Genomic DNA, 21,090 nt, shown 5'->3' with positions numbered 1-21,090 from the left:
CCTAGTGCAGCTTCTCCCCGCTGGGATCAAGCTCATCCTTGGCGCAGCGTTCATCACATTCGTGCTTGGTCACCAGATCGAACTGGACGCCTCCGTGCTTTTCCACTCCGCTCCGGATTGAGCGCTCGACGACGGATGTGACCAGCCTGCTTCGCAGCGACAGCGGGTCCCGGCGCAGGTCCCTCGTGAGGGCAAAGCACATCAGGAACATCACGATGACGAACGGCAGCGCGGACACGATGGTTATCCGTTGCAGTCCGGCGAGGGCCTCGGCGGGTTTGTCACCGCCGGCGAGCAGCATCACTGCGGCGACGGCTCCGGTGAGGGCGCCCCAGAAGATAACGACACCGCGGCGCGGTTCCTCCACGCCGTTGGAGCTGAGCGAGCCCATCACGATGGAGGCAGCGTCGGCGCCCGTGACGAAGAAGATGGCCACCAGGACCATCGCCAGGATGGAGACTGCGCCGGCGATGACGCTCGGCAGGGACAGGTGGTGCAGCAGGTCGAACAGGGCGCCGTCGAAGGAAATCGAAGGTTTCCCGTCCACGATCTTGGCCAGGCCATCGCCGGTGTCCGGGGTGGCGTCTGCCGTGGACTGGATGTTGATGGCGGCGCCGCCGAAGATGCCGAACCAGATCACGCTGACGATGCTGGGAACCAGCAGGACGCCGGTGACGAACTGGCGGATGGTGCGGCCGCGGCTGATGCGGGCGATGAACAGGCCCACGAAGGGCGTCCAGGAGACCCACCAGGCCCAGTAGAAGATGGTCCAGCCAGACATCCACGTGCGCAGGGCGTCGTCGCCGACGGCCTCGGTCCGGGACGCCATCTCGGCCAGGTCCCGTGCGTAGTCGCCGACTGCCGCGGGGATCAGGTTCAGGATGAAGAGCGTGGGTCCGGCGACGAACACGATGACGGCCAGGACTGCGGCCAGGACCATGTTGATGTTGGACAGCCACTGGATGCCCCGGCTGATTCCCGAGACCGCCGAGGCCACGAAGCAGGCCGTGAGTATGGCAACGATCACCACGAGCACGGGGGTGGCCAGCTGGCCGCTGATCCAGCCGTTGGACGCCATGCCGCTGCCGATCTGCAGGGCCCCGAGTCCGAGCGAGGCGGCCGTTCCGAACAGCGTGGCGAAGATGGCCAGCATGTTGATGACCTTGCCGATGGGACCTTCCACCCGCTTGATGCCGAAGATGGACGTGAAGACGGTGGAAATGAGCTGCTTGCGGCCGAGGCGGTAGGTTCCGTAGGCCATGGCAACGCCCACCACCGCGTACATGGCCCACGGGTGCAGGGTCCAGTGGAAGATTGAGGTTGCCATTGCCGTCTGGACGGCTGCGGGCGTCTGGCCGTTAACCGTGCCCGGCGGCGGGGAGATGTAGTGGTAGAGCGGCTCGGCCACGCCGTAGAACATCAGGCCGATGCCCATGCCGGCCGCGAACATCATCGAGACCCACGAGACCATCGAGTACTCGGGCTTTTCGGCGTCTTTCCCCAGCGGAATGTTGCCGAAGCGGCTGACCGCCAGCCACAGCACGTAGACCACGAACAGGGACGAGAGGGCAACGAACATCCAGCCAGTGTTTTGCATGACCCAGTCAAGGACCACCTGGGAAGTGGTGGCCAGGTTCTCCCTGCCGGCAAATCCCCAGATAACAAAGGCCAGCGTAAGCAGTCCGGCGACGCCGAAGACTACCTTGTCGATGCCTCCCTTCCGGAACAGGTGGCTGCTGCGCCGTGCTTCTTCGTGTTCTGATTCGGTTTCCCGGAGGGCCTGAAGGATTTGCAGGTCCTCCGGGACAGGCTCAGGTTCTCGTTCCAACGCCGGTTCCACCCCCGAGGCCCGACTGTCTTCGCTGCTTTCATCGATAGTGACGTCACTATTGATTGTCATAAGGGGTTTCCCTATCTGGATTTTGGGGCGGACCAGCTGACGTCGGCTGTCAGGCCGGCGGCAGGTTGGCCCGTCCTCGGACTCGATTGTCGCCATCGACAATCTTGGTTACGTGTATGCGGAGCGGCAGATTCCACCGGGGGAGGGGCGGCGGATCCTTTCCTTTGGCCGTTCCGCGATAATCAACGCGGTTCGTCTACAGCAACAGAGTGCGTTAGCTCACACGCGATGTCAAGAGATTTCTGTTGCCCGCGTCACTTCTTGACACTGGATGTGCGATCCATCACGCTGTTGCTTATCGTGACTTTCGTTGCGCATCAAGCAATTAAGGAAGAAGTGATTCATGCAGACGCTTGCGGTCGTGGGAGCCTCGCTGGCCGGTCTTTCGGCAGCCAGGGCCGCCCGCGCTCAAGGCTTCTCCGGACGGCTGGTCATCATTGGCGATGAGCATCACCGTCCCTACGACAGGCCGCCCCTGTCCAAGGATTTCCTGCTCGGCACCATTACGGCGGAGGACCTTTTCCTCGAGACCGACGACGACGGGCTGAACGCCGAGTGGCTCCTGGGCGGCGGCGCCGTCGGACTGGATGCAGCCTCGGGGACCATCCGCCTGCACGACGGCCGGACTGTCACTGCAGACGGCGTCGTCATAGCCACCGGTGCCCGCGCACGCCAGATCCCCGACCTCGCCGGCCTGGACAACGTGTTCTACCTGCGGACCATGGCCGATGCCCAGGGACTGACGCCCAGGCTGGTGGCCGGTGCCCGCATGATAGTGATCGGTGCCGGCTTCATCGGCGCCGAGGTTGCCTCTTCCGCCGCCTCCCGCGGAATGGACGTGACCATGATCAACAACGGCGCGGTCCCGTTCACCGCCCAGCTCGGGCAGGACATGGGGTCCGTGGTGGCCAGGCTCCATGCGGCCAACGGAGTGAATCTGGTCTGCGGCACCGGCATTGAGGAGTTCCACCGCTCGGGGAACAGCGCGACGGGGCTCCGTCTGGCGGATGGCCGCGAGCTGGCCGCCGATGTTGTGGTGGTGGGCATCGGGGCGGAGCCGAACACTGAATGGCTCGCCGGTTCGGGAGTGGAGGTCGACGGCGGCGTGCTGTGCGATGCGATGGGGCGGACGAACGTTCCGGGCATCGTGGCCGTGGGCGACTGCGCCGCATGGTTCGATGCCGCCGTCGGCAGGAACCGCCGGGTGGAGCACTGGACGGGTGCCCTGGAGCGGGCGGCGTTGGCAGTACAGGCGCTCCTGGACCGTGACGCCCCGGCGCAGCCGCTGAAGCCGCCGTATTTCTGGTCGGACCAGCACGGGGTGAAGATCCAGTTCGCCGGCCACTCTGCAGGCTACGACCGCCTGGAGATCGAGGCGGGCGATCCCCAGGAGCACAACTTCCTTGCCGTTTACTACCGTGGCGAGGACGCGGTGGCCGTCCTGGGCATGAACCAGCCACGGCTGTTCACCAAGTGGCGCAGGAGCCTCGTTACGTCTGCGCCCAAGCCGGCGCCCGCGGCGGAGACGACTGCGGCAACCGTGCCGTAGGCCGGGGGCAGCGCTACGATATTCCTGTCGCTGCCCGGCGGAGGAGTGTCTGTCATGCATTTCGCCTTCATCTGTCTTCCGGCCACAGGCCACGTGAATCCCACGTTGCCGGTGGCCGCGGAGCTCGTTCGCCGGGGCCACCGCGTCACGTATGCCACCTCGGCCAAGTACGCGGCCGCCGTCGAATCCGCCGGGGCCCTCTTTTTCGAGAACGGCGAGGACCTGTCCGCACAGTTTCCCCGGCTCAGCAGTGCTGCTGACGCCCAGGACGACGCCGGCCGGCCGCCCCGGGCGGGCATGCTCGCCGGGCTGGGGGCAGGGATGATGTCCGGACTGCTGGAGCGGCTGCTGGACAGGGCGCGGGATGATTTTCCCGCCCTGGTGTCCCGGCTGGCAGCCGACCGGCCGCATGCGCTCTGCTACGACGCCATGACCCTGGCCGGGAAGATGGCCGCCATGAAACTCTCCCTGCCGGATATCGCCCTGCTGCCGACCTACGCCACCAACGACCATTTCTCTATGCGTGAGCTGATGCCTGCCCGCCCGCCCGCAGACATGCTGGCGGGGTGGAAGCGGGCCCGCCAGCTCATCGAGGATTTCGCCAGGGAGCAGGGCCTGCCCAACTTCGCCTTCATGGAAGGCCCGCCGGCGTCCCTGAACATTTGCTTCATCCCGAGGGAATTCCAGCCCGCGGGAGACACCTTCGATGAGCGTTTCCACTTCGTCGGCCCCAGCCTTGGACAGAGAGCCAACGGGGAGCCATGGCAGCCGCGCCGAACGGACAGACCGCTGCTGTTCATTTCGCTGGGAACCACGCCGCTGAACGACCGGCCGGATTTCTTCCGCCTGTGCCTGGACGCGTTTGCCGGCACGGAATGGCAGGTGGCCTTGGCAATTGGCGACCGCATGGAAATCAACGAACTGGGGGACATTCCGCAGAACGTTGAAGTCCGGCCCTTCTTTCCGCAGCTGGACGTCCTGCGCCACGCGGATGTGTTCCTCTCCCATACGGGGATGAACTCGACCATGGAGGCGCTGTACCTGGGCGTCCCCATCGTCGCGTTCCCCCTGCAGCCGGAACAGGAGGCCAATGCCCGCCGCGTCGAGGACCTGGGGCTGGGACGCCGCCTTCCTGCCGATGGGCTTTCGGCACCGCTGATCCGCGAGGCCGTGGCGGAGGTCAGCCGGGACCAGGAGATCCGGGGGAACGTGGAGGCGATGAGCCAGCGTGTGCGCAATTCCGGCGGGGCGACGGCGGCTGCGGACGCCATGGAGCAGTATCTGCTCAAGCAGCAGGGTGTCTAGCGGCGCGTGTAGCCCATGTTGGCGCTGATCCGCAGGCCGGCCTGGCCCAGGCCCTCGATCAGGCCGGGTGTTTTCTCCGGGTCGAAGCGGAACGCCGGGCCGGAGATGCTGACCGCACCGATCACCGTTCCCAGGTGGTTGTAGACCGGCACTGCCATGGAATTCAGCCCGATTTCGAACTCTTCGAGGACCACCGCGTAGCCGACGTGGGCGACGTCGATCAGCTGCTTTTCGAGTTTGTCGCGGTCGGTGATGGTCCGCTGGGTCCGGGCCGGCAGTCCGGTCTCGTTCAGGATGCGCTCGCGTTCATCCGCCGTCAGGGCTGCCAGCAGAACCTTCCCGCTGGACGTCGCGTGCAGCGGAGTCAGGCTGCCCACCCAGTCGTAGGTGGCCAGGGTTGACGGTCCCATGGCCTGGTCCACGTTGACGGCGTAATTGGAGCGGAGGACCGCGAGGTTGACGGTTTCCTTGAATTCCTCGGCCAGGCTCTCGAGTACGTCGCGCGCTTCCCGGACCAGGCTCAGCCGGCCCGGAATGGAACTGGCCAGGCGCAGGATGCCAAAGCCCAGCTGGTACTTTCCCCGTTCGCTGTTCTGGTGGACGATCTCCCTGGTCACCAGGGAACCGAGGAGCCGCGACACGGTGGACTTGTGGATGCCCATTTCCTCGGCGATTTCGCTCACGCCTGCATGGCCGTCGCGGGCCAGGATCTCCAGGACAGCGAGTGCCCGGTCGACGGACTGGACGCCGCCCTGCTGGCCGCCTTCGCCGTCGGCGTCGGATTCAAGCACATTGTTCGAAGCCATGATCCATACTGTATGCGCGAAGTGTGACGGAGCTGACATTTGCGTTAAGCAGTTACCGGGGCCTCGCGATTTAGCGAAGGGCAAGGCGCATGAGCACCCGCGGGAAGCCGTTGAGGACGGAATCGGTGTCCGCCGCCTTGGTGAAGCCTGCCTCCTCGAACAGCCTGCGGGTGCCCACATAGGCCATGGTGAGGTCCACCTTCCTGCCCTGGTTGTCCACCGGATAGCCCTCGATGGCGGGCGCGCCGTAGGAGCGCGCGAAGTCGACGGCGCCGTGTAGCAGCCGATGGGAGATTCCCCTGCCCCGGTACCCCGGCCGGACCCGGATGCACCACACGGACCACACGTCCAGATCGTCCACATGGGGGATCCGCCGGTTGCGGGCAAAGCCGGTGTCGGCGCGCGGATGGACACCTGCCCACCCAACTGGTTCCCCGCCGTCGTACGCCAGCACCCCCGGCGGCGGATCCTGCGTAAGCAGATCCTGGACGAGCTCGCCGCGGGCAGTGCCCTTCAGCTCCACGTTCTGTTTGGAGGGAATGCGGTAGCTCAGGCACCAGCACACCGTCGCGTCCGGCCGCTTGGGCCCCACCACCGCCTTCACGTCCTCAAACCGCGTGGCCGGACGGACCTCGATCGCCATGCCGCCACCCTGTCACCGGTTGACGGCGGGAGCAAGGGCCGCGGCAGGGATCGGCTCAGTGCAGCCCGTGGCTGTGCGCCATCGCGATCGCCTCGCTGCGCGACGTTGCGCCGAGCTTGCGGTAGATGTTGCGGAGGTGGAACTTCACGGTGTTCTCGCTCAGGTGCAGCTTCGCGGCAATCGCCCGGTTCCGTTGCCCGGCGGCCAGCAGCTGGAGCACCTCCAGCTCGCGCTCGCCGAGGTCCCAGGCGGCGGCGTCGGGCAGTTTGCGCCCGGGCGGGTCCAGCGGCAGGGTGACGGCGACGTCGGCGCCCCAGCCCTGCATCAGGTCGATCGTCATCCGGCCGGCCAGGACCTCCACCCGCTGCGCCAAACGGGTGATGCTGGGGGCATCGGCGGACAGGTTGCCCATGCCGTCATCGCGGACGTTGATGAGGAGGTTCTCGCCGTCGCAGTCCCACTGGGTGCGGATGCGCCGCACGTCCGGCTGTTCAACCATGGCGAGCACCAGGCCCCGGACGATGGCACGGGCAGCATGGGCCACTTCCCCGGGGAGGGCCCGGCCGTTGACCGGCGGCTCGATGAACTGGACGTCGATGCCGCTGAAGTGCGTGAGCGGGCGGAGATCCTCGCGGAGGCGCTGGAACGCCGTGGCAACAGGTTCTTCGACCAGTTCGGTGGTGCGGTCGCTGAGCGTCCGCAGTTCCACGAGGGCCTTGGCGGCGACGTCGGTGGCGGACTTCCGAGCCGCGCCGTCGGCCAGTGCCGGGGATCGCAGCGCGGCCAGCAGGGTCTCCAGCGTGGTTGAGTGCCGGTCCACCAGTTCCGCGGTCACCCTGACCCGTTCGGCGGACGCCGCCCGGGACTCGATGAGGTACGACGGCGGTGCATCCGCCACTTTTTCGCGGATGCGCTCAGCTGCGAGGTTCCACAGGTAGCGGACCAGCCACGGCACTCCGTCTCCTGTCTGGTCGGCGCCGCTGTCCCCGGCGGCCGGCCGCGGATCCACCAGAACCAGCAGCGCATTCGTGGGCGAGGGTAGCGCGAGGATGGGGCGCTCCTGCCCGCCGATCAGCGCGCGGCCCCACCAGCTTTCATGCCCGGCCAGCGATGACCTGACGGCGTCCAGTTCGGCGATGGAGACGTGGCTGATGACGGACTCGTCGCCGGACTTTTTCTGCGGCCGGCCCGTGCAGTCTTCCGTGAAAATCACCAGGGCGCTGCTGCCCAGGTGCGGCAGGGTGGCGTGGTGCAGCCGCTGGGCAATCTCGGTCAGCGGGGCCGTGGACAGGCGGGCGATTGCCTCGAGCAGCGGCCCTGCGCTCCCAGACGTCTCCGGCGTGGGGGAATTAGCGGCTTGGGTGGTGACAGGCACCCGTCCATTCTATAAAAATCCAGGCCGGGGCCTATCCCTTTGGGTGGGAAAGACTGTCCGATCATGTCGTGGCGCCCACCCGCCTGGCATTCGAGGATGGAACCAGGGAGAAACCAATCCTGAAAGACCTCACCAGCAAAGGAAGAAACACCATGAAGCTCCAAGTTGCCATTGACCTCCTGACCACCGAAGCTGCCCTCGAGCTGGCCGGCAAGGTTGCCGAGCACGTTGACATCATCGAACTGGGCACCCCGCTGATCAAGGCCGAAGGCCTCTCCGTCATCACCGCCGTGAAGAACGCCCACCCGGAGAAGATCGTTTTCGCTGACCTGAAGACCATGGACGCCGGTGAACTCGAAGCCGACATCGCCTTCAAGGCCGGCGCCGACCTGGTCACCGTTCTCGGTTCCGCTGACGACTCCACCATTGCCGGTGCGGTCAAGGCTGCCAAGGCCCACAACAAGGGCGTCGTCGTGGACCTCATCGGCATCGCCGACAAGGTCACCCGTGCCAAGGAAGTCCGTGCCCTGGGTGCGAAGTTCGTCGAGATGCACGCCGGCCTGGACGAGCAGGCCAAGCCCGGCTTCGACCTGAACGGTCTGCTCCGCGCCGGTGCCGAGGCCCGTGTTCCGTTCTCCGTGGCAGGCGGCGTGAAGCTGGCCACCATCGGTGATGTCCAGAAGGCCGGCGCCGATGTCGCCGTCGCCGGTGGTGCCATCTACGGTGCCGAGGACCCCGCACAGGCCGCCAAGGAACTCCGCGCCGCCATCGTCTAAGGGTCTTTCCCGCAACATTCGGGCCGGCTTCGGCCCCCACCGCGCGGCGGTCCTCACCAAAGGTGGGGGCCGCCGTCGGCGTTTTAAGCGGTGGCTAGGAGCAGGATTCCGCGGCCGAATCCACGCCGGCTGATTCCACGCCGGGCAGGGACTTGAGGACCACCTCAGTGCCCGCACGTGCATCCACTGCAGCGGCCGCCTCCACCCCGGCTGTGGCGGCCGTCCCGTTCTTCCCGTTCCTGCTGTGGGTACTCCCGTTCCGCTCCGACCAGTCGGCCCGCTGCGTGCGGTGATGGTCCGTTGTGCGGTCCCCGCGGTGGTGCTGGTCGGAGGAATTCGCCGATATCAGGATCACGGCGTCATGCGTGAACTGTTGTTCCGTTTGCCCCTGCGCGGCGATGGCTCCACTGCTTGCCGCACCCACGAGGATGGCGATGCCCGCCACGGCGGCGGCCCTGCGTGTATGAGTTTTCATTTTGGCCTCTTCCGGACCCGGCGGCCAGGTTCTCCAGCGCGGGCGCCGTGGAGAAGAGGCCCTTTCTCGAAAGTTACGCCCGTCCGGCTGCGGGACAAAGGCCGCGGGTCAGATTAAGAGGGAACTCACAGATTCGCGTCATAGGGAGATCCGGGGTGTGCCCTTACTCGTGGTCCTCGACAGGCTCAGGATCGCCGGTCCAGGCTGCCCAATCCCGGGGGTCTATTGAGGGCCGGCCCAAGAGGTAGCCCTGGCCTCTGGCGATTCCTAAACCCACCACCGCGGAGAGTTCCTCACGGGTTTCGATTCCTTCCGCGGAAAGCGTCGCGCCGATCTGCTCGGCCAAGGCGAAAACGAAGGGGGTGGGGGCCGGTCCGTCTCCCGCAGCAGAGGCGCCGCAGAGAAACTCGCGGTCGACCTTGATGATGTCGGGGAGCAGATGGAGGATCTGCTTAGCGGAGGTGGCAGCCGCCCCGGAGCCGTCCACGGCCAGGCGCACACCGTGCTGTCGCAGGGGGCTTAGGACCTCGGCGAGGGCCGCCAGTTCCCGGTCCGCTATGTCACCCATGATTTCGATGACCATTCTGTCCGGATCGACGGCACCGCCCAGCATCAGCGCCTGAACCCGGGGGTCGGCACAGGCAGTGGGGCTCAGATTGAACGACGCGAAAAGGTGCGTCGGAATCTCTCCGGCTGCGGCAAGAGCCAGATGCAGGGCGGCGATTTCCAGGTCCGGCCCCAGTCCTAAGTCCGCTGCTCCCCGGAACCAGATGTCTGCACTGGTCCCTTCGTGGCTGACGAACCGTGACAGCGCCTCAACCCCGATCACCTCTCCACCGGCCAGCAGCCTGATGGGCTGGAACGCCGTCAGCAGCATCCGCGGGATGTGCCCGTAAGAATCCTCCGGTGGATCCTCATGGGACGAGTCGGGGACGTTCCTGGTGCTGATCAGGTGGTGCAGCAGCGCCTGTTCGGGGTCATCCATGTGGGCCGCCAGGAGGTCCAACAGCTGCTCCCTGGCCCAGGCCTTCTTCGGATCTGAGTCTGCCAGGACGTCGCTGATGATCTCCAGCACCTGGCGCCGAAGCGTTGCCCGGTCCACGTTGGCGAACAGCTCCGGTGCCAGTTCACCGTCTCGAGGCGACTCGTCCATGGCCCTCACACTACCCCTCGGTAGCTGATGCCGCGATTGGGCGATGGCCGGGAACAGGGTTCACAGCCTCCTGACAGTATCCGAACAGCGGGGGCCTAACGTGCTCCGGGATCTTTGAGGAAGGGGCTAGGACAGATGCCCTTCCGTTCACAGCCGTATGATACGGCCGATCAAGGAGACACCATGTCACGAACCAAGAGAATCACCCTCGGCATCACGGCCGGTGCGCTGGCGCTGGGTGCCGGCCTGGGGGTCAGCGGAATGGCCTCAGCAGCCACTACCCCGACCCCAAGCGCAACCTCGAGTACGTCCACGGACAGCAGCGCCTCGACCGACGGCTTCCGTGGCGGCCACAGGGGCGACCGCGGCCAGATCGCCGCAGACCTTGCCACCAAGCTGGGTGTTGACCAAGCGAAGGTGACCGAGGCGATCCAGGCGTTCCGCGAGGCCAACAAGCCGACCACGGCGCCCACCGAGGGCGCCAGGCCTGACCGCACCGCCCAGGACGCGGACATGGCGAAGGCCCTGGCGTCGTCGCTGGGTGTCGAGGAGTCCAAGGTCACCGCCGCCCTGACGGAAATCCGCACGGCCGAGAAGGCAGAACGTGCCGCCGCGCTGAAGACCAGGCTGGACACGGCCGTCAAGGACGGCACCCTGACCCAGACCGAAGCCGACGCCGTCACCAAGGCCGTCGAGAAGGGCGTGATCGGAGGCGGCGGCCACTAACGCCTGCGAAACCTTCGAAGGGCGGGGAGTCCCCCGGGAAAGTCCCGGGGGATTCCCTGCTTCAGGTCCTAACCCCGGTCCAGGTTCACCGTCCAGCTGCCGCTGGCATTAACAGAGGAGCACTGGAACTCCGTGGGTGAGGCCTTCCCGGCAGTCGGGTCGGTGTAGGAGCCGGTGGTTTGGAAGGTTCCGCTCTTCGCCTTGGCGGCGGACTTGGTGCCGGGCTGGACCTCGGCTGTGGGGTACTTCTCCGTCACGCGCATTTCGCACACCGTGCTGGCCTCGTCCAGGAGCTCCGCCTCCGCGGGTTTCGCAGCTGCCTCAGTAGGGGAAGCCGGGGGCGCGGTGGTGGCCTGCCGGTCCGCCCGCGGACCCGGTGCAGAAAGGGCAATGGCGGTGCCCACCAGAACCACCACCACGGCGGCAAGGAGGATAAGAAGCAGACGACGGCGGGACGAGCCTTTGGGGGTGGGTGCAACGGACACGGCGTGCCTCTTTCGAAACGCTGGACAGGCCTGGATGGAGCAGGTACCTGGCCCTGCGTTCACCCTCATTGGCGGCGGACGTTTCTGGCAGAATAACCGTCCGCGCGGCGGTCAACAAGGCATCCGGTGATCCAACACTGCGGCTCACAGCACCTTGCGGATGGTCTCCTCGAAACTCGTAACGTGGTGCAGCGCCAGCTCGCCTGCCTTGTCCGCGTCCCCCTCGGCCACGGCCTTGAGCAGGTCAACGTGCTCGCTGATATGGCCACTCACGGACGGCACCTTGTCCAGGACCAGGCACCAGATGCGGGTGGCCAGGTTGTCGTAGCGGATCAGGGTGTCCTCAAGATGAGGGTTGGCCGCGGCGCGGTAGATGAGGCGGTGCACGGTCAGGTCGTAGCGCATGAGATCGCGCGACTGGGCGGGGGAGGGCGCCAGCTCCGAGATGGCCTTGGCGACGTCCAGCAGCTCCTCGCGCATGGCGGTGTTGGCCCGCTTCGCGGCCCGCCGCGCCGCGAGCGGTTCGAGCAGTTCGCGGATTTCCGAGACGTCGGCCAGTTCCGTGAAGTCCACGGTGGTGGCAAAGGTTCCGCGGCGGGGGTAGGACACCACCAGGTGGTCCACCTCCAGCCGCTTGATCGCCTCGCGCACGGGCGTCCGCCCGAATCCGAGCTCGACGGCGAGCTGGCCGTCATTGATGGGCTCGCCGGGGCGGATGTCCAGCATGATCAGCTTGTCGCGCAGCTGCCGGTACGCAGCCTCGGCCTGGGACAGCGTTTCATCCTCGGCGGGCGGCATGGCGGGAAGAGCATTCACAGCGTGGCTCCGTTCATGGGCTCCAAGCGGAAGCGCGTTGTCATTTTGCTTCTGCTATTGACTCTGTTGTGAGCTCAATCATACCATTGTCATCACACTGATATATCAGTCCAAAGCTAAGTGGTATTTCATAAGGAGCATTCGTGGTTGAGCAGTTGAACGACCGACTTTCCGCAGTCGATCCCGAGATCCAGCAAGCAGTCGCCCGCGAGCTGGACCGCCAGCAGTCCACGCTGGAAATGATCGCCTCGGAGAACTTCGCTCCCGCGGCCGTCATGGAGGCGCAGGGTTCGGTCCTCACGAACAAGTACGCCGAGGGCTACCCCGGCAAGCGCTACTACGGTGGCTGCGAGCACGTCGACGTCGTCGAGCAGCTGGCCATCGACCGCATCAAGGCACTCTTCGGCGCCGAGTTCGCCAACGTCCAGCCGCACTCCGGCGCGCAGGCCAACGCCGCCGCCATGTTCGCGCTGCTGAACCCGGGCGACACCATCCTCGGCCTGGACCTGGCCCACGGCGGCCACCTCACCCACGGCATGCGCATCAACTTCTCCGGCAAACTCTACAACGTGGTCCCGTACCACGTCCGTGAATCCGACTTCCGCGTGGACATGGCCGAGGTCGAGGCCCTCGCCCTGGAACACAAGCCCAAGCTCATCGTTGCCGGCTGGTCCGCCTACTCCCGCCAGCTCGACTTCGCCGAGTTCCGCCGCATCGCCGACCTCGTCGGTGCCTACCTGATGGTGGACATGGCCCACTTCGCCGGCCTCGTCGCCGCGGGCCTGCACCCGAACCCGGTGCCGTACGCCGACGTCGTCACCACCACCACGCACAAGACCCTCGGCGGCCCCCGCGGCGGCGTCATCCTCGCCAAGGAGCAGTACGGCAAGAAGATCAACAGTGCCGTCTTCCCCGGCCAGCAGGGCGGCCCGCTGGAGCACGTCATCGCCGCCAAGGCCGTGGCCTTCAAGCTCGCAGCCACCGAGGGCTTCAAAGAGCGCCAGGAGCGCGTCCTCGAAGGCGCCAAGCTGCTGGCCGAGCGCTTCCTGCAGCCCGACGTCGAAGCCGCCGGCATCACCGTGGTCAACGGCGGCACGGACGTCCACCTGGTCCTCGTTGACCTGCGGAACTCCGAGCTGGACGGCCAGCAGGCCGAAGACACGCTGCACCGGATCGGCATCACCGTCAACCGCAACGCCGTTCCGTTCGACCCCCGCCCGCCGATGGTCTCCTCCGGCCTCCGGATCGGCACCCCCGCCCTGGCCACCCGCGGCTTCGGCGCCACCGAATTCACCGAGGTTGCCGACATCATCGCCAAGGCCCTGATCGGCGCCGCCGGCACCGGAACGCTCGACGACGGCACCGTCGTCGAACTCCGCGCACGTGTCACTGCACTCGCCGGGCAGTTCCCCCTGTACCCCCAGCTCAGCGGCGCAGGCGAGATCGCCGCATTCGAGAATGACATGATCGGAGCAGCCCAGTGAGCACGCACCACCTCCCGGAGCACCCGGAATTCCTGTGGCACAACCCGGAGCCCAAGTCGTCCTATGATGCCGTGATCGTCGGCGGCGGCGGGCACGGCCTGGCCACCGCCTACTTCCTGGCCAAGAACCACGGCATGACCAACATCGCCGTTCTGGAAAAGGGCTGGCTGGCCGGCGGCAACATGGCCCGCAACACCACCATCATCCGTTCCAACTACCTCTGGGACGAGTCCGCCGCCATCTACGAGCACGCCCTGAAGCTGTGGGAGGTCCTGCCCGAGGAGCTGGAGTACGACTTCCTCTTCAGCCAGCGCGGCGTGATGAACCTGGCCCACACCCTGGGCGACGTGCGGGAGAGCATCCGCCGCGTGGGCGCCAACAAGCTCAACGGCGTGGACGCGGAATGGCTGGACCCGCAGCAGGTCAAGGAACTCTGCCCCATCCTGAACATCCGCGACGACATCCGCTACCCGGTCATGGGCGCCACGTACCAGCCGCGCGCCGGCATCGCCAAGCACGACCACGTCGCGTGGGCCTTCGCCCGAAAGTGTGACGAGATGGGCGTGGACATCATCCAGAACTGTGAAGTCACCGGCTTCATCAAGGACGGCGAGCGCGTCGTGGGCGTCAAGACCAACCGCGGCACCATCAACACCGAGAAGGTGGGCCTCTGCGCCGCCGGCCACAGCTCGGTCCTGGCGGAGATGGCCGGCTTCCGGCTCCCCATCCAGTCCCACCCGCTGCAGGCACTGGTGTCCGAGCTCCACGAGCCCGTCCACCCCACCGTCGTCATGTCCAACCACGTCCACGTGTACGTCTCCCAGGCGCACAAGGGCGAACTGGTCATGGGCGCCGGCGTCGACTCCTACAACGGCTACGGCCAGCGCGGCTCCTTCCACGTGATCGAGCACCAGATGGCTGCCGCCGTCGAGCTCTTCCCGATCTTCGCCCGGGCACACGTGCTCCGGACCTGGGGCGGCATCGTGGACACCACCCTGGACGCCTCGCCGATCGTGGGCACCACCCCGGTGGAGAACATGTTCGTCAACTGCGGCTGGGGAACCGGCGGCTTCAAGGGCACACCGGCCGCCGGCCTGACCTTCGCGCACACCATCGTCACCGGCGCACCGCACCAGCTCAACAAGCCGTTCGCCCTGGAGCGCTTCGAAACCGGTGCCCTGATCGACGAACACGGCGCCGCCGCCGTCGCCCACTAGCCACGGTCCACAAGAAAGAAGACGCACATGCTGCTTATCTCCTGCCCCAACTGCGGCCCGCGGGACGAAACCGAGTTCCACTACGGCGGCCAGGCCCACGTGCCCTACCCCGAGAACCCCAACGACCTCACCGACCGCCAATGGGCCGAGTACCTGTTCTACCGCGAGAACACCAAGGGCACCTTCGCCGAACGGTGGGTGCACAGCACCGGCTGCCGGCAGTGGTTCAACATGCTCCGCGACACGGTCACCTACAACATCCAGGCCGTCTACCCGATGGGAGTGCCGCGGCCCGCCGCGCCCGTCCCACCGGCAGCTGACACCGGCACCGCAAGCACCGGCGCGGCCAGCACCACCCCCCTCAGCCCCAGCACCGCCCCGGAAGGAGCGACCAAGTGACCTCCCAGAACGCGCGCCTCAGCACCGGCGGCCGCATCGACCGCAGCATCTCCTGGCGCTTCACCGTGGACGGCGAGGAATTCACCGGCCACCCGGGTGACACGCTGGCGTCCGCGCTGCTGGCCAACGGCCGCATCGCCGCCGGCAACTCGCTGTACGAGGACCGCGCCCGCGGCATCCTGGCCGCCGGCGTCGAAGAGCCCAACGCGCTGGTCCGGGTCGAGGCACGGTTCCCCGGCGACGTCGCCGAGTCCATGCTCCCCGCCACCACAGTGTCCCTCGTGGACGGCCTGCAGGCCGGTTTCCTGAACGGCCTCGGCAAGCTGGACCCGGCCGATGACCGCGCCGAGTACGACAAGAAGTACGTCCACGCCGATATCCTGGTGATCGGCGGCGGCCCCGCCGGCCTGGCAGCGGCCCGTGAAGCCGTCCGCAGCGGCGCCCGCGTCATCCTGATGGACGACCAGCCGGAACTCGGCGGATCGCTCCTTTCCGGATCCACCGCCCCCGGCCTGGCCGAAACCATCGAGGGCAAGCCCGCCCTGGAGTGGGTTGCCGACGTCGAAGCCGAGCTCGTCTCCGGCGCCGAAAGCACCGTGCTGAACCGCACCACCGCCTTTGGCGCCTACGACTCCAACTACGTCATTGCGGTCCAGAACCGCACCGACCACCTCTCCAGCCCGGCCGCCGCCGGCGTTTCCCGCCAGCGGATCTGGCACATCCGTGCCAGCCAGGTTGTCCTGGCCCCCGGCGCCCACGAGCGTCCGCTGGTGTTCGAGAACAACGACCGCCCGGGCATCATGCTCGCCTCGGCAGTCCGCACCTACCTGAACCGCTACGCCGTGGCCGCCGGGTCCCGCGTTGTCATCAGCACCACCAACGACAGCGCCTACGCCCTCGCCGCGGACCTGAACGCCGCCGGTGTCAAGGTTGCCGCCGTCGTCGACGCCCGTTCCAGCCTCACCCCGGTGGCTGCCGCCGCCGTCGAGGCGGGCACCCGCGTCCTCATCGGCAGTGCGGTTGCCAACACCGCCGCTGACTCGGACGGCCGGCTGAACAGCGTCACCGTCCGCAGCATTAACGACGACGGCGAACTCACCTCGGGCGTCGAGGAGATCGCCGCCGACCTGCTGGCAGTCTCCGGTGGCTGGAGCCCGCTGGTGCACCTGCACTCGCAGCGCCAGGGCAAGCTGCGCTGGGACGAGGACCTCGCGGCCTTCGTGCCGGCCACCCTGGTCGCGGACCAGCAGACCATCGGCTCGGGCCGCGGCAGCTTCGAACTCGCCGACTGCCTGGCCGAGGGCGTCGCCGCCGGCGCCGCCGCCGTGATCGCCGCCGGCTTCGAATCCGCCGTCGAACCGTCCGTGCTGGCCGAGCCGAAGGCATCCGCCCCGACCCGGCAGCTGTGGCTGGTCCCCGGCCAGACCGGAACCCCCGACGACTGGCACAACCACTTCGTCGACTTCCAGCGTGACCAGTCCGTGGCCGACGTCCTGCGCTCCACCGGCGCCGGCATGCGGTCCGTTGAGCACATCAAGCGCTACACCTCCATCAGCACCGCCAACGACCAGGGCAAGACGTCCGGCGTGAACGCCATCGGCGTCATCGCCGCGGCCCTCCGCCAGGCCGGCGAGGCGTCCCGGGGCATCGGCGACATCGGCACCACCACCTACCGTGCACCGTTCACCCCGGTGGCCTTCGCGGCACTGGCCGGACGCCAGCGCGGCGAGCTGTTCGACCCCGCCCGCGTCACCTCGATCCACCCGTGGCACGTTGCCCAAGGCGCCCTGTTCGAGGACGTCGGACAGTGGAAGCGGCCGTGGTACTACCCGCAGAACGGCGAGGACATGGACGAGGCCGTACTCCGCGAGTGCGCCGCCGTCCGCGACTCCGTGGGCTTCATGGACGCCACCACCCTCGGCAAGATCGAGATCCGTGGCAAGGACGCCGGTGAGTTCCTGAACCGCATCTACACCAACGCGTTCAAGAAGCTGGCTCCCGGTTCTGCCCGCTACGGCGTCATGTGCCTCTCCGACGGCATGATCTTCGACGACGGCGTGACCCTGCGCCTGGACGAGGAAACCTACTTCATGACCACCACCACCGGCGGTGCCGCCAAGGTGCTGGACTGGCTGGAGGAATGGCTGCAGACCGAATGGCCGGAGCTCGACGTGCACTGCACCTCGGTGACCGAACAGTGGAGCACGATCGCCGTCGTCGGACCCAAGTCCCGCGACGTCATCGCCAAGGTTGCCCCGGAACTGGCAGCCGACGGCGGCCTGTCCGCCGAGGCGTTCCCGTTCATGACCTTCCGCGAAACCACCCTCGCCTCCGGCGTGCGGGCCCGCATCTGCCGGATCTCGTTCTCCGGTGAACTGGCCTACGAAATCAACGTTCCGTCCTGGTACGGGCTGAACACCTGGGAATCCGTGGCCGCGGCCGGTGCCGAGTTCAACATCACCCCCTACGGCACCGAGACCATGCACGTGCTGCGCGCCGAGAAGGGCTACCCGATCGTCGGGCAGGACACCGACGGCACGGTCACCCCGCAGGACGCCGGCATGGAATGGATCGTCTCCAAGGCCAAGGACTTCATCGGCAAGCGCTCCTACTCCCGCGTGGACCAGCAGCGCGACGACCGCAAGCACCTGGTCAGCGTCCTTCCCGTGGACGGTTCGCTGAGGCTTCCGGAAGGCACCCAGCTGGTGGAGAAGGGCATCCCCACGAACCCCGCCTACGGCCCGGTGCCGATGCAGGGCTTCGTGACCTCCAGCTACCACAGCGCCGCCCTGGGCCGCTCGTTTGGCCTGGCCCTGATCAAGAACGGCCGCAACCGGATCGGCGAAACCCTGGTGGCCGCCGCCGGCAACCAGCTCGTCGACGTAGTCGTGGCAGAAACCGTACTGTTTGACCCCGAAGGGACCCGCAAAGATGGCTAACACCGCAGCCTTCACAGGCATCAATGGACTCCGGGAAATCCGCCGCAGCCCAGCCTCCCACCTGGCCGAAGCATTCGACTCCGGGTCCGTGCAGGGAACAGTCACCCTCAAGGAGGGCCCGTTCCAGACCATGGCCGGCGTCCGGGTGGACCCCAACTCCGAGGCCGGCGCCCGGATCGGCTCCGTCACCGGCGGCCTGCCGGTAGCGTGCGGCGAGGTCCGCGGCACCGACCGGGTCAGCGTCCTGTGGCTCGGCCCGCAGGAGTTCCTGGTCGTGGCGCCGGAAGACGCCCACGACTCCCTGGGTGGGGACCTGATCGGTTCCCTCACGTCCGCACTGGGCGACGCCGCCGGGCAGGTGGTGGACCTGTCCGCCAACCGCACCACGTTCGAGCTGTCCGGCCCCCGGGCCCGGGCAGTGCTGGAAAAGGGCTGCTCCCTGGACCTGCACCCGCGCGTCCTCAAGCCGGGCACCGCCCTGAACACCGAGGTGGGCAACATCCCGGTGGTCCTGTTCAAGTCCGGTGAGGAGAGCTTCCGGCTGTTCCCCCGGGCCTCGTTCGCGGACTACCTGGGCCGCTGGCTCCTGGACGCCATGAGGGAGTTCGCTTCCCCCGAGGTGCCTTAATGGCGCTTAGCGCACTGGACCTGTTTTCCGTTGGCATCGGGCCGTCGTCGTCACACACGGTCGGCCCGATGCGGGCGGCAAAGCAGTTCGCCGACGGACTCAAGGGCGGTGGGCTGCTGAGCTCGACCACACGGGTCCAGGCGGAGCTCTTCGGTTCCCTGGGTGCCACCGGCCGGGGCCACGGCTCCGACAAGGCCGTGGTGCTGGGCCTGCAGGGCCTGGAACCGGAGACGGTGGATACCTCAACCGCCGACGACCAGGTGGCGGCCGCCGCCCTCGACGCCGAACTCCGGATCGGCGGCGACCACCGGGTGGACTTCAACTGGGACGAGGACGTGGTGCTGCACCGGCGCAAGTCGCTGCCCGCCCACCCCAACGGCATGACCTTCCGCGCCCTGGACCACACCGGCACGGTGCTGAGCGAACGGAGCTTCTACTCCATCGGCGGCGGCTTCGTCGTTGACGGCGATGCGGACGCCGGCGCCAAGGTGGTGGCCGACGACACCCCGCTGCCGTACCCCTTCACCACGGCCAACGAGCTCCTGGAAATCTGCAGCCGCGAGAGCATGTCGATCTCCGACGTCATGCTCGCCAACGAGCTGGCGTGGCGCAGCGAGGCGGAGCTCCGCGAGGAACTGCTGAAGCTGTGGGCCGTCATGCGCGAATGCGTGGAGAACGGCTGCTCCGCTGAAGGCATCCTGCCCGGCGGCCTGCAGGTGAAGCGGCGTGCGCCGCGGCTCTTCCAGACCCTGTCCAAGGACTCCGGCAGCACCGACCCGCTGCGTGCCATGGAGTGGGTGAACCTCTTCGCGCTGGCCGTCAACGAGGAGAACGCGGCCGGCGGCCGCATCGTCACCGCCCCCACCAACGGGGCGGCCGGCATCGTTCCGGCGGTCCTGCACTACTACGTGAAGTTTGTTCCGGGAGCGAACGACGACGGTGTGGTGCGCTTCCTGCTGGCCGCGGCCGCCGTCGGGATCCTGTTCAAGATCAACGCCTCCATCTCCGGCGCGGAGGTGGGCTGCCAGGGCGAGGTCGGCTCGGCCTGCTCCATGGCCGCCGCCGGGCTCTGCGAGGTGCTGGGCGGCTCGCCCGAACAGGTGGAGAACGCCGCCGAGGTGGGGATCGAACACAACCTCGGGCTGACCTGCGACCCCGTAGGCGGCCTGGTGCAGATCCCGTGCATCGAGCGGAACGCGATCGCCAGCGTCAAGGCGATCAACGCGGCCAGGCTGGCCCTGCACGGGGACGGCAGCCACAAGGTGTCGCTGGACAAGGCCATCAAGACCATGCGCGAGACCGGCGCCGACATGAAAACCAAGTACAAGGAAACCTCTCGAGGAGGCCTCGCTGTGAATGTAATTGAGTGCTGACCCATGACTGCTATTCAGACTGAGTCACGTGCCGCCGGGCAGTCCGCCAACGGCGTCGAGCACGTCCTGACCCTTGACTGCCCCGAAGGCCCGGGCATCGTGCACGCCGTGTCCGGCTTCCTGCTGGAGTACGGCTGCGACATCATCGACAACAAGCAGTTCGGCGACCGGTCCGAGGGGCACTTCTTCATGCGGGTGCACTTCGCGTCGGACGGCAACGAGTCCACGCTGGAGCACCTGCGCGCCGGTTTCGCCCCTGTGGCGGAGAAATACAACATGAAGTGGCGGCTGGAACGGAACGGTTCCCGCCGCAAGGTCCTGATCATGGTCTCGAAGTTCGGCCACTGCCTCAACGACCTGCTCTTCCGTGCCCGCGTAGGGGAACTGCCCATCGAGGTGGTGGGCGTGGTGTCCAACCACACGGACCACCAGGCCCTCGTGGACTGGCACGGCATCCCGTTCTTCCATATCCCGGTCACCGCGGCCACCAAGCCGCAGGCCGAAGCGCGGCTCCTGGAAATCGTGGACGAGCTCGACGTCGAGCTGGTGGTGCTGGCCCGGTACATGCAGGTCCTCAGCGACGACCTGGCCCGGAAGCTGGACGGCAAGGCGATCAACATCCACCACTCGTTCCTGCCGTCATTCAAGGGTGCCAAGCCGTACCACCAGGCCTACGCCCGCGGCGTGAAGACCGTGGGCGCCACCGCGCACTACGTGAACGCCGAGCTCGACGAGGGCCCGATCATCGCGCAGCAGGTGGTCGAGGTGGACCACACCTTCGGCCCCGACGACCTGGTCGCCGCCGGGCGCGACACCGAGTGCAAGGCGCTCAGCAACGCCGTCCGCTGGCACTGCGAAGGCCGCATCATCCTCAACGGCAACCGCACCGTGGTCCTGAAGTAGGAAGACCCTTCCTCACGTCCCGTCGCCTCAAACCCGACGCGTCCTCAGGTCCCGTCGCTTCAAACCCGACGCGTCCTCAGGTCCCGTCGCTTAAACCGAAACCCTCCTGCATGAACTGCAGGAGGGTTTCGGTTTAAG

Annotated in this window: 19 protein-coding genes; 11 read left to right on the top strand and 8 right to left on the bottom strand. The window is 67.1% G+C overall.

Going from position 1 to position 21,090, the window contains the following annotated elements; genetic code table 11:
* Nucleotide 1: 1 nt before the first annotated feature.
* Nucleotides 2–1,900 carry a BCCT family transporter gene (locus tag ACFRAH_RS18560; protein WP_377992377.1) on the bottom strand — a complete coding sequence of 633 codons (1,899 nt, stop codon included), beginning with the start codon at nt 1,898–1,900 and terminating at the stop codon, nt 2–4.
* Between the two features lie 343 nt (nt 1,901–2,243).
* On the opposite strand from ACFRAH_RS18560, the gene ACFRAH_RS18555 reads away from it, so the two are divergent.
* Together ACFRAH_RS18555 and ACFRAH_RS18550 are read left to right on the top strand one after the other, a co-directional pair.
* Entirely contained in the window at nt 2,244–3,449 is a 1,206-nt protein-coding gene (locus ACFRAH_RS18555; RefSeq protein ID WP_377992376.1) for an NAD(P)/FAD-dependent oxidoreductase, read from the top strand.
* Nucleotides 3,450–3,503: 54 nt separating this feature from the next.
* Nucleotides 3,504–4,754, top strand: a complete 1,251-nt coding sequence (locus ACFRAH_RS18550) for a macrolide family glycosyltransferase (protein WP_377992375.1) — start codon at nt 3,504–3,506, stop codon at nt 4,752–4,754.
* Here ACFRAH_RS18550 and ACFRAH_RS18545 read toward each other — a convergent pair.
* The 3 genes from ACFRAH_RS18545 to ACFRAH_RS18535 form a co-directional block, all read right to left on the bottom strand.
* Nucleotides 4,751–5,560 carry an IclR family transcriptional regulator gene (locus ACFRAH_RS18545; RefSeq protein WP_377992374.1) on the bottom strand — a complete coding sequence of 270 codons (810 nt, stop codon included), beginning with the start codon at nt 5,558–5,560 and terminating at the stop codon, nt 4,751–4,753. The two genes, ACFRAH_RS18550 and ACFRAH_RS18545, sit on opposite strands and share 4 nt — an antisense overlap.
* 70 nt (nt 5,561–5,630) lie before the next feature.
* Entirely contained in the window at nt 5,631–6,203 is a 573-nt protein-coding gene (locus ACFRAH_RS18540; RefSeq protein WP_377992373.1) for a GNAT family N-acetyltransferase, read from the bottom strand.
* A 55-nt stretch (nt 6,204–6,258) separates the two neighbouring features.
* Complete coding sequence (locus ACFRAH_RS18535; RefSeq protein ID WP_377992372.1) at nt 6,259–7,578, bottom strand: LuxR C-terminal-related transcriptional regulator; 1,320 nt, start codon at nt 7,576–7,578, stop codon at nt 6,259–6,261.
* Nucleotides 7,579–7,730: 152 nt separating this feature from the next.
* On the opposite strand from ACFRAH_RS18535, the gene hxlA reads away from it, so the two are divergent.
* Nucleotides 7,731–8,354, top strand: coding sequence for a 3-hexulose-6-phosphate synthase (gene hxlA, locus ACFRAH_RS18530; RefSeq protein ID WP_377992371.1), 624 nt, complete (start codon nt 7,731–7,733; stop codon nt 8,352–8,354).
* A 94-nt stretch (nt 8,355–8,448) separates the two neighbouring features.
* On the opposite strand, the gene ACFRAH_RS18525 is transcribed toward hxlA, so the two are convergent.
* Together ACFRAH_RS18525 and ACFRAH_RS18520 are read right to left on the bottom strand one after the other, a co-directional pair.
* Nucleotides 8,449–8,829: a hypothetical protein gene (locus ACFRAH_RS18525; protein ID WP_377992370.1), complete on the bottom strand. Its 381-nt coding sequence runs from the start codon at nt 8,827–8,829 to the stop codon at nt 8,449–8,451.
* A 163-nt stretch (nt 8,830–8,992) separates the two neighbouring features.
* A complete protein-coding gene (locus ACFRAH_RS18520) occupies nt 8,993–9,982 on the bottom strand; it encodes an EAL domain-containing protein (protein WP_377992369.1) in 990 nt (329 codons plus the stop codon).
* 183 nt (nt 9,983–10,165) lie between these two features.
* On the opposite strand from ACFRAH_RS18520, the gene ACFRAH_RS18515 reads away from it, so the two are divergent.
* Nucleotides 10,166–10,708 carry a hypothetical protein gene (locus ACFRAH_RS18515; protein WP_377992368.1) on the top strand — a complete coding sequence of 181 codons (543 nt, stop codon included), beginning with the start codon at nt 10,166–10,168 and terminating at the stop codon, nt 10,706–10,708.
* A gap of 68 nt (nt 10,709–10,776) precedes the next feature.
* Here the strand turns inward: ACFRAH_RS18515 and ACFRAH_RS18510 are convergent, their stop codons facing one another.
* On the bottom strand, nt 10,777–11,193 hold the full coding sequence (locus ACFRAH_RS18510) for a hypothetical protein (RefSeq protein ID WP_377992367.1): 417 nt from the start codon (nt 11,191–11,193) through the stop codon (nt 10,777–10,779).
* 144 nt (nt 11,194–11,337) lie between these two features.
* Nucleotides 11,338–12,009 (bottom strand): GntR family transcriptional regulator, encoded by a 672-nt coding sequence (locus tag ACFRAH_RS18505; RefSeq protein ID WP_377992366.1) that lies wholly within the window; start codon nt 12,007–12,009, stop codon nt 11,338–11,340.
* 143 nt (nt 12,010–12,152) lie between these two features.
* On the opposite strand from ACFRAH_RS18505, the gene glyA reads away from it, so the two are divergent.
* From glyA to purU, 7 genes are read left to right on the top strand one after another with little or no spacing between them, the layout of a single operon-like run.
* Nucleotides 12,153–13,493, top strand: coding sequence for a serine hydroxymethyltransferase (gene glyA / locus ACFRAH_RS18500; RefSeq protein ID WP_377992365.1), 1,341 nt, complete (start codon nt 12,153–12,155; stop codon nt 13,491–13,493).
* Nucleotides 13,490–14,710 (top strand): sarcosine oxidase subunit beta family protein, encoded by a 1,221-nt coding sequence (locus tag ACFRAH_RS18495; protein ID WP_377992364.1) that lies wholly within the window; start codon nt 13,490–13,492, stop codon nt 14,708–14,710. The genes glyA and ACFRAH_RS18495 overlap by 4 nt, the downstream gene beginning before the upstream one ends.
* 27 nt (nt 14,711–14,737) lie before the next feature.
* Nucleotides 14,738–15,109 carry a sarcosine oxidase subunit delta gene (locus ACFRAH_RS18490; RefSeq protein WP_377992363.1) on the top strand — a complete coding sequence of 124 codons (372 nt, stop codon included), beginning with the start codon at nt 14,738–14,740 and terminating at the stop codon, nt 15,107–15,109.
* Nucleotides 15,106–18,048: a sarcosine oxidase subunit alpha family protein gene (locus tag ACFRAH_RS18485; protein WP_377992362.1), complete on the top strand. Its 2,943-nt coding sequence runs from the start codon at nt 15,106–15,108 to the stop codon at nt 18,046–18,048. Before ACFRAH_RS18490 ends, ACFRAH_RS18485 begins: the two co-directional genes overlap by 4 nt.
* Entirely contained in the window at nt 18,041–18,676 is a 636-nt protein-coding gene (locus ACFRAH_RS18480; protein ID WP_377992361.1) for a sarcosine oxidase subunit gamma, read from the top strand. Before ACFRAH_RS18485 ends, ACFRAH_RS18480 begins: the two co-directional genes overlap by 8 nt.
* On the top strand, nt 18,676–20,049 hold the full coding sequence (locus ACFRAH_RS18475) for an L-serine ammonia-lyase (RefSeq protein WP_377992360.1): 1,374 nt from the start codon (nt 18,676–18,678) through the stop codon (nt 20,047–20,049). Before ACFRAH_RS18480 ends, ACFRAH_RS18475 begins: the two co-directional genes overlap by 1 nt.
* Nucleotides 20,050–20,052: 3 nt before the next feature.
* Nucleotides 20,053–20,952, top strand: a complete 900-nt coding sequence (gene purU / locus ACFRAH_RS18470; RefSeq protein WP_377992359.1) for a formyltetrahydrofolate deformylase — start codon at nt 20,053–20,055, stop codon at nt 20,950–20,952.
* The last annotated feature ends 138 nt before the right edge of the window (nt 20,953–21,090 follow it).

Source organism: Arthrobacter sp. NPDC056727, assembly GCF_042790555.1.
GTDB lineage: Bacteria > Actinomycetota > Actinomycetes > Actinomycetales > Micrococcaceae > Arthrobacter.
This window is presented reverse-complemented; position numbering and strand designations above follow the sequence as displayed.

Bases quoted from the DNA above. Each gene is read 5' to 3' on its own strand.
- ACFRAH_RS18515 (WP_377992368.1), top strand. From the start codon at position 10,166: ATGTCACGAACCAAGAGAATCACCCTCGGCATCACGGCCGGTGCGCTG.
- ACFRAH_RS18475 (WP_377992360.1), top strand. From the start codon at position 18,676: ATGGCGCTTAGCGCACTGGACCTGTTTTCCGTTGGCATCGGGCCGTCG.
- ACFRAH_RS18540 (WP_377992373.1), bottom strand. From the start codon at position 6,203: ATGGCGATCGAGGTCCGTCCGGCCACGCGGTTTGAGGACGTGAAGGCG.
- ACFRAH_RS18480 (WP_377992361.1), top strand. From the start codon at position 18,041: ATGGCTAACACCGCAGCCTTCACAGGCATCAATGGACTCCGGGAAATC.
- ACFRAH_RS18550 (WP_377992375.1), top strand. From the start codon at position 3,504: ATGCATTTCGCCTTCATCTGTCTTCCGGCCACAGGCCACGTGAATCCC.
- ACFRAH_RS18525 (WP_377992370.1), bottom strand. From the start codon at position 8,829: ATGAAAACTCATACACGCAGGGCCGCCGCCGTGGCGGGCATCGCCATC.
- purU (WP_377992359.1), top strand. From the start codon at position 20,053: ATGACTGCTATTCAGACTGAGTCACGTGCCGCCGGGCAGTCCGCCAAC.
- ACFRAH_RS18545 (WP_377992374.1), bottom strand. From the start codon at position 5,560: ATGGCTTCGAACAATGTGCTTGAATCCGACGCCGACGGCGAAGGCGGC.
- ACFRAH_RS18490 (WP_377992363.1), top strand. From the start codon at position 14,738: ATGCTGCTTATCTCCTGCCCCAACTGCGGCCCGCGGGACGAAACCGAG.
- ACFRAH_RS18560 (WP_377992377.1), bottom strand. From the start codon at position 1,900: ATGACAATCAATAGTGACGTCACTATCGATGAAAGCAGCGAAGACAGT.
- hxlA (WP_377992371.1), top strand. From the start codon at position 7,731: ATGAAGCTCCAAGTTGCCATTGACCTCCTGACCACCGAAGCTGCCCTC.
- ACFRAH_RS18555 (WP_377992376.1), top strand. From the start codon at position 2,244: ATGCAGACGCTTGCGGTCGTGGGAGCCTCGCTGGCCGGTCTTTCGGCA.
- ACFRAH_RS18520 (WP_377992369.1), bottom strand. From the start codon at position 9,982: ATGGACGAGTCGCCTCGAGACGGTGAACTGGCACCGGAGCTGTTCGCC.